We start from the raw sequence: 5,158 nt of genomic DNA, 5'->3' as shown, positions 1-5,158 counted from the left end.
GGGACGCGACATCCTTCGACCTCGTCGACGCGACGCGGCCTACCTCGCCGGGTACCACGGCACCCCCACCTACGTGCCGAACACGCGCTGGCGCGCGGAGGCCCGCTTCGAGGCGTACGACGCACCGCGGCCCATCACGGTCGATGCCGCCGTCGACGGCATCCAGCACGTGTACGACGCCCCGGGCGAGCTGGTGTTCTCGCTGCGCGGTGAGGAGTTCCGGCTGATCGCGTTCCCGGGACGCACCGACGACCTGCTCGTGCTGTTCACCGACGCAACGAGCGGACTCACCACGTACGCTGCGAGCCGCTCGCTCGCCGTTCCCCCGCCCGACGCCGACGGCCGCACGGTGATCGACTTCAACCGGGCCGTCAACCTGCCGTGCGCGTACACCGACTTCGCGACCTGCCCGCTGCCACCGACCGGCAACCGGCTGCCGGTCGGCATCGAGGGCGGCGAGAAGACGCCGCTGGCCCGCGTGGTCGGTCACGTGACCGCCCACGGCCTCGAGCTCGCCCCCGTCGAGGCCACGCCCGTCGAGGCCTCGCCTGCTGAGGTTGCGCCTGCTGAGGTCGCGCGATGAGAACCCAGCTGCTCGACATCATCCCCTACCGCGCCGACCCCCTGTCGGGGCACCAGGTGTCACCGGCCGAACGGCTCGAGCAGACGGTGATCGCCGCGGTACGGGCGGAGGAGCTCGGCTACGACGCCGTCGGCGTGGGCGAGCGGCACGCGGGCCCGTTCCTGTCGTCGTCACCGACGGTCGTTCTCGCCGCGATCGCGCAGGCGACCCGCACCGTGCGGCTCACAACCGGGGTCACCGTGCTGTCGGTGCTCGACCCGGTGCGGGTCGCCGAGGACTACGCGACCATCGATCAGCTGTCGCGAGGCCGACTCGACCTCGTGATCGGCAAGGGCAACGAAGCCGCCCAGTTCCCGCTGTTCGGCCTCGAGCTCGACGACCAGTGGGAGCTGCTCGAGGAGAAGTACGCCCTGCTGCGCGTGCTCTGGGAGCAGGAGTCGGTGACCTGGCCCGGCGGGCCGTTCACACGCCCGCTGAACGACGTCACGACCCTGCCGCGACCGTACGGCGGCCGACCGAGGGTATGGCACGGGTCGGCGAACACTCTCTTCTCCGCCTCCCTCGCGGCGCGTCACGGCGACCCGCTGTTCAGCGCCAACGCCATCCAGCCGCTCGAGAACTACGGCGTGCTCGTCGACCACTACCGCAGCGAACACGCCCGCCACGGCCACGACCCGCGCACCGCGTTCGTCGGTGCCGGCGCCGGGGCGCTGTTCATCGCCGACACCCGCGAGGAGGCGATCGCCCAGTACGGGCCCGTCTACGAGGCGATCGTGCAGGCCACCAACGTGCCCGGCAACAACACCCCGTTCCGCGACATCCGTCACGCGGTCGCCGAGGGTCCCGCCCTCGTCGGCACGGCCGCCGACGTGATCGACAAGATCGCACGCTTCCACGACCGGCTCGGGCACTCGCTGCAGTCCATCAGTCTGCCGACGACGCTCCCCTTCCCCCAGCAACTGGAGATCCTGGAACGATTCGCGCTCGAGGTCGCCCCGGCGCTTCGCCGCTCGTTCCCCACACACCTCTGGACCGACGACGACCCCGGGGCGGGTCGGGCGACGGTCCCGGAGAACCCGGCATGGGGCACGCCGGGAGAGGTCGTCCCGGCGGTGGGTGCGACGGCGAGTGCTGCGCCGTCGACCGCCGGGGCGACCCTGTGACCCCGGCGCTGTTACCCACCGTTGCCCTCACGCCAGGTCAGGAGTACGGGGCCGGGCAGACTGTCCGGGTGAGCGCACCGCAGACCTGGACGATCACCCCTGTTGATTGGCATGACCCACGCGCCGCCGCGCTGCGCGACGCGATGGATGCCGAGATCGGTCCGCGCTACGCCGACCGCTTCGAGGCGCGCGCCGCCGCGGGCATCCAGGACGACCCGGCCGACTTCGCGATCGACCCCGCCACCCTGCTCGTCACCGTGCTCGTGCACGACGCCGACGGCACGCCGGTCGGTCACGCCGCACTGCGCCGACTCGGCGACGAGGTCGAGGTGAAGCGGGTCTACATCGGCCCGGCCGTGCGCGGGGCGGGGGCCTCGCGCGCCCTCATGTCGGAGCTCGAACGCCTCGGCCGCGATGCCGGTGCCGTCCGCCTGATCCTGCAGACGCGCGATAGGCAGCCCGAGGCGATCGCGCTCTACGAGCACATCGGCTACACGCCGATCCCGATCTTCGCGCCGTACACGGCGTACGAATTCTCCCGCTGCTACGAGAAGAGGTTGGTGTGACCGACGCGCGTGTGATCGTCGTGGGGGCGGGCGTCATGGGCGCCGCCACCGCCTGGCAGCTGGGTCGACGCGGCATCCCGACGATCCTTCTCGAGCAGTTCCGGGTCGGTCACGACCGGGGCGCGTCGCACGGCACCAGTCGCAACTTCAACGTGTCGTACGGCGATGCCGGCTACCTCGCGTGGCTGCGCGAAGCGCGGGTGCTGTGGCGCGTTCTCGAGCACGAGGTGCGTGCACCGCTCATCACCCGCACCGGCATCGTGTCGCACGGCAGCGGGCTCGACCTCGTGGCGCTCACGACCGCGGTGCGCGCGGGCGGGTTCGACGCCCGCCTGCTCGATGTGCGGGAGGCGCAGCGCCGGTGGCCCGGGTTCCGCTTCGAGACGCCGGTGCTGCACACGCCCGAAGCGGGTCGCATCGATGCGGATGCCGCGGTGCGCGGCTTCGTCGCGGCGGCGCGTGCGACCGCGGTCGAGGTGCGCGAGGGAGTCCGGGTGGCGTCGGTGAGCGCCGATGAGCGCGGCGCCTCGGTGGTGCTGCGCGACGAGGAGGGTGAGCGCACCCTGACGGCGGAGCGCGTCGTCGTCACCGCGGGTGCGTGGACCCGCGGACTGCTCCCGGAGTCGATCGCCCTGCCGCCGCTGCGGGTGACGCAGGAGCAGCCGGCGTTCTTCGCGCCGATCGCGCCGGCCGAGGAGACCTGGCCGGGCTTCAACCACATCGCCGATTCGTCCGGGGAGACGGGATGGTTCCCAACCGGGGTGTACGGCATGGCGACGCCGGGCCTCGGTATCAAGGCCGGTTGGCATGCAGCAGGCCCCGTGGTGGATCCCGACGAGCGGTCGTTCGTTCCCGACCCGTCGCTGACCGAGGCGCTGCGACGGTACGCCCGGGAGTGGCTGCCGGGCGTCGACGCCGATCGGTTCAGCGAGGTGACGTGCACCTACACGTCGACACCCGACGCGAGTTTCGTGCTCGAACGGTTCGATCGTGTGGTGGTGGGGGCGGGATTCTCCGGCCACGGGTTCAAGTTCGCTCCGGTGATCGGCCGCATCCTCGCCGATCTCGCCGAGCTCGGCTGACATGCTCATGCGGCGATATCGCGGGGGACCGCGCGAATGCGGGCCGTGTCGGGCTCAGGCCGGCGTCAGGTCGTAGCCGAACGCGAGCAGGTCGATGAATCGGCCGGGCTGCACCTCCACGGGATGCTCGCGCTCGGGGAGCCGCACGAAGCCGAGGCGTGCGTAGAGGGCGTGGGCGCCTGTCATCTCGGGGCCGCTGTTCATGACCACCCGGTGCGAGCCGCGCGCCCGAGCCTGGGCGATCACGTGGTGAACGAGGGCCGCCCCCACGCCCCGGCGCTGGGCGGCGGGTGTCACGGCCAGCTGCCGGAAGTCGGTCTCGCCGGGCCGGGCCAGATGCGAGAGGGCCTCGCCGGGCCGCGACATCCACACCGTCCCGAGGATCTCGTCGCCGTCGAGCGCGAGCCACACCTCACCCCCGTCGGCGCGCGCGGCCACGTCGCGCAGTGAGGCGATGTACTCGTCGGTCAGCGCGCCGTAGGCCGACGTGTACGCGCTGACCGTCGCCTCCCCGGCGCGGACGTACTCATCGGGTCTGGCCTCGCGAATGGTGAGTGAGTCGGATGCCGCGGTCACGCGTGCGCGCCAACGGTGGCCGGTGTCGGGGCACCCGCGAGGCCCCAGGTCTCGGCGAGCAGCTCGACGGAGCGCTCGCGGTCGCGCGGGTCGTGCGTGATCGTGGTGATCAGCAGCTCATCGGCCCCCGTCACCCGTTGCAGGGCCTCCAGCTGCTCCGCCACCTGTTCGGGTGTGCCGACGAACCGCGTCGCGAGGCGGTCGCGCACGACCGCGAGGGCGGCGGCATCCAGAGGCTGGGCGCTGGCCTCGTCGGGCGTGGGGTAGACGATCGCGCCCTGCCCGGCCCGGATGGAGTGCACCCAGTGCGCATATCCCTCCGCGAGACGCGTCGCCTCGGCCTCGCTGTCGGCGACGAGCACGTCGACCGACACGATGACGCGCGGCTCGGCGAGGCGTCCCGGCCGGAATGCGTCGCGGTAGGCGCCGACGGCCTCGCGCACGAAGGTCGGGGCGACATGGTAGTTCGCTCCGAACGGCAGGCCGAGCCGGCCGGCGAGGGCGGCGGATGCGCCCGCCGTGCTGCCGTGGATCCAGACGTCCACGTCGGTTCCCTCGGCGGGGGTGGCGTGGATCGGCACGCCCTCCGGGGCGACGTAGTCGCCCGTGATGAGCGCGATGATGTCGAGCACGTCCTGCTCGAAGTGGTCGGCGTCACCCGGGGTGCGGCGCAGCAGGCGCGCCTGCACCGCGAAGCGCTGCAGATCGAGGGTGAAGTCCGGGGCGGCCGGGATCAGCAGGCCGTCGACGGTGACGTCCTCCTTCGCGCCCTCGGTGAGCGCGGCGAAGCTGTGGGGGGTCTGGGCGGCGCTGGTCGACCCGGAGCGCCCGATGCCGAGATCGACGCGACCCGGGAAGAGTGCGGCGAGCAGCCCGGCCGACTCGGCGACGTGCAGAGGGCTGTAGTTGCCGATGATCGTCGCGGCGGTGCCCACCCGGATACGGTCCGTCGCCTGGGCGATGAGCGGAAGCAGCACGTGGGGGAGCGCGCCGGAGATGCCCGGGTTGAGATGATGCTCAGCCAGCCAGTAGCGCGCGTAGCCGAGGGCTTCCGCGCGCTGGGCGAGGCGCACGCTCGCCCGCAGGCCGTCGGCCGGCGTCTGGCCGGTGCCGAACGGGGAGAGATCGAGGATGGAGAGGGGAACGGGCACGGTCTGCTCCTGCGCGGGTCGGTGGCGGGTCGGAAAC

At 72.4% G+C, this 5,158-nt stretch carries 6 protein-coding genes; 4 read left to right on the top strand and 2 right to left on the bottom strand.

The window, feature by feature from the left end; translation table 11 throughout:
- From ABT08_RS12860 to ABT08_RS12845, 4 genes are all read left to right on the top strand, one after another.
- Positions 1 to 583: DUF1684 domain-containing protein (locus ABT08_RS12860; RefSeq protein ID WP_288115217.1), on the top strand; the 583-nt coding region annotated here is incomplete at its 5' end.
- Complete coding sequence (locus tag ABT08_RS12855) at positions 580 to 1,746, top strand: LLM class flavin-dependent oxidoreductase (protein WP_288115215.1); 1,167 nt, start codon at positions 580 to 582, stop codon at positions 1,744 to 1,746. The genes ABT08_RS12860 and ABT08_RS12855, both read left to right, overlap by 4 nt.
- Before the next feature lie 68 nt (positions 1,747 to 1,814).
- Positions 1,815 to 2,312 (top strand): GNAT family N-acetyltransferase, encoded by a 498-nt coding sequence (locus ABT08_RS12850; RefSeq protein ID WP_056518970.1) that lies wholly within the window; start codon positions 1,815 to 1,817, stop codon positions 2,310 to 2,312.
- Positions 2,309 to 3,394 carry an FAD-dependent oxidoreductase gene (locus ABT08_RS12845; protein ID WP_235557395.1) on the top strand — a complete coding sequence of 362 codons (1,086 nt, stop codon included), beginning with the start codon at positions 2,309 to 2,311 and terminating at the stop codon, positions 3,392 to 3,394. Before ABT08_RS12850 ends, ABT08_RS12845 begins: the two co-directional genes overlap by 4 nt.
- A 54-nt stretch (positions 3,395 to 3,448) precedes the next feature.
- On the opposite strand, the gene ABT08_RS12840 is transcribed toward ABT08_RS12845, so the two are convergent.
- Both ABT08_RS12840 and ABT08_RS12835 read right to left on the bottom strand, forming a co-directional pair.
- Entirely contained in the window at positions 3,449 to 3,970 is a 522-nt protein-coding gene (locus ABT08_RS12840; protein WP_056206667.1) for a GNAT family N-acetyltransferase, read from the bottom strand.
- A partial coding sequence (locus ABT08_RS12835) for an LLM class flavin-dependent oxidoreductase (RefSeq protein ID WP_353743296.1) occupies positions 3,967 to 5,158 on the bottom strand: 1,192 nt, incomplete at its 5' end. The genes ABT08_RS12840 and ABT08_RS12835, both read right to left, overlap by 4 nt.

It is taken from the genome of Microbacterium sp. SCN 71-21, assembly GCF_001725695.1.
GTDB lineage: Bacteria > Actinomycetota > Actinomycetes > Actinomycetales > Microbacteriaceae > Microbacterium > Microbacterium ginsengisoli.
Note: the sequence above shows the minus strand (reverse complement) of the source record. Positions and strands in the feature narration are given on the sequence as shown.